2 protein-coding genes are annotated in these 1,957 nt (G+C 63.5%); both read left to right on the top strand.

The features are described from left to right. A partial coding sequence (locus EN893_RS31480) for a substrate-binding domain-containing protein (protein WP_164901278.1) occupies window positions 1-642 on the top strand: 642 nt, incomplete at its 5' end. 155 nt (window positions 643-797) lie between these two features. Beyond that, window positions 798-1,957 (top strand): sugar ABC transporter ATP-binding protein (locus EN893_RS31475; RefSeq protein WP_164901277.1); only part of this gene is annotated, 1,160 nt, incomplete at its 3' end.

Raw genomic sequence — 1,957 nt, 5'->3', positions numbered from 1 at the left:
GTCAAGGTCATCGGCATCGACTCCGGCGCCGACTCCAAGGCCTTCACCTCGTTCCTGACCACCGACAACGTCCAGGGCGGCCGCGTCGCTGCCGACGGCCTCGCAGCCGCCATCGGCGCCGCCAACGGCGGCAAGATCGAGGGCGACGTCGCCCTGATCACCAACGCGCCGGGCGCCGGCTCGCTCGAACAGCGCAAGCAGGGCTTCACCGAACAGCTGGCCGCCAAATATCCGGGCCTCAAGCTGGTCGCCGATAAATATGCCGACGGCCAGGCCACCACCGGCCTCAACATCGCCACCGACCTGATCACCGCCAACCCGAACCTCAAGGGCATCTTCGCTTCCAACCTGATCATGGCGCAGGGCGTCGGTCAGGCTGTCGCGGAAAACAGCCTTGGCGGCAAGCTGGCGCTGGTCGGTTTCGACAGCGACGAGAAGCTGATCAAGTTCCTCAACGACGGCGTCATTTCCGCCCTCGTCGTCCAGGATCCGTACCGGATGGGCTATGACGGCATCAAGACCGCACTCGCCGCTTCCAAGGGCGAGAAGGTCGAAGCCAATGTCGACACCGGCGCCAATCTGGTGACCAAGGACAACATGAAAGACCCCAAGATCGACGCGCTGCTCAATCCGAAGCTCTGAGCCGTCGCATCCGCAATGGTCTCCGGGGCACCTCGCCCCGGAGACAAGCTGCCGCACAAACGGCTTGGCAATCCATAAGCGTAGGCTAGGCTGTTTTCGAGACATATCCTTGTCTCGCCGCGTGCCAATCGTGAGGCCAATCTGGGAGGATTGTCATGACATCGACGGCGCAGGAACTGCATCCGGCCCCTGTGCTGGAACCGGGGCGGACCATCCTCGAATTGCGCGGGCTGGAGAAGCGCTATCCCGGCACCCACGCGCTGAAGCCGGTCGACCTCGCCTTCAAGTCCGGTGAGATCCACGCCATCGTCGGCGAGAACGGCGCCGGCAAATCCACGCTCATCAAGCTTCTGACCGGCGTCATGCCGCGCACCTCCGGAGAGATCGCCTGGGAGGGCCAGCCGGCTGCCCTGGCGACGCCGCATGAGGCGATGGCGCTCGGCATCAATGCCGTGCACCAGGAAGTCGTGCTGTGCCGCCACCTGACGGTCGCCGCCAACATGTTCCTCGGCGAGGAGAATTCGCGCTTCGGCATCCTGCAGCAGCGTGCCATGGTCAGGCAAGCGCAGACCATCATCGACGATCTCGGCTTCGACCTGCCGGCGCATGTCACGCTGGGCGACCTCACTATCGGCCAACAGCAGCTGATTGCTGCCGCACGCGCCACCGTGCGCGGCACCAAATTCCTGATCTTCGACGAGCCGACCGCCTACCTCACCCGCAAGGAGGCCGACCAGCTCTTCACCCTGATCCGCCGGCTGAAGGGCGAAGGCGTGACGATCATCTACATCAGCCATCGCATGGAGGAGGTGTTCGAACTCGCCGACCGTGTTTCCGTGCTGCGCGACGGCACGCTGGTCGGCACCCGCAACATCGCCGAGACCAACGATGCCGAGCTGGTCAAAATGATGATCAACCGCTCGATCGAGCAGGTTTATCACAAGGAGCATTTCACGCCGGGCGCCGCGATCCTCGAGGCGAGGAGCCTGTCCGGCAAGGGCTTCGAAAATGTCTCGATGACGGTTCGCGCCGGCGAGATCGTCGGTCTCTATGGCCTGATCGGCGCCGGACGGAGCGAGTTCGTCACCACGCTCTACGGCCGCCATCGCAAATCGGCCGGCCAGATTCTGTGGGAAGGCAAGGAAGTTCAGGTCAACTCCGAACATGACGCGATCAAGCTCGGCATGGCGCTGGCGCCGGAAAGCCGCCGCGACCAGGGCCTCTGCCTCAATCTGCCAGTCGGCTTCAACCTGAACCTGCCGATCTACAAGCGTATCTCGAACAATCTGCTGATTTCGAGCACGCAGGAGAAGAC

Source organism: Mesorhizobium sp. M7A.F.Ca.CA.004.04.2.1, assembly GCF_004022825.1.
In the GTDB taxonomy this organism is placed as follows: Bacteria; Pseudomonadota; Alphaproteobacteria; order Rhizobiales; family Rhizobiaceae; genus Mesorhizobium.
Note: the sequence above shows the minus strand (reverse complement) of the source record. Positions and strands in the feature narration are given on the sequence as shown.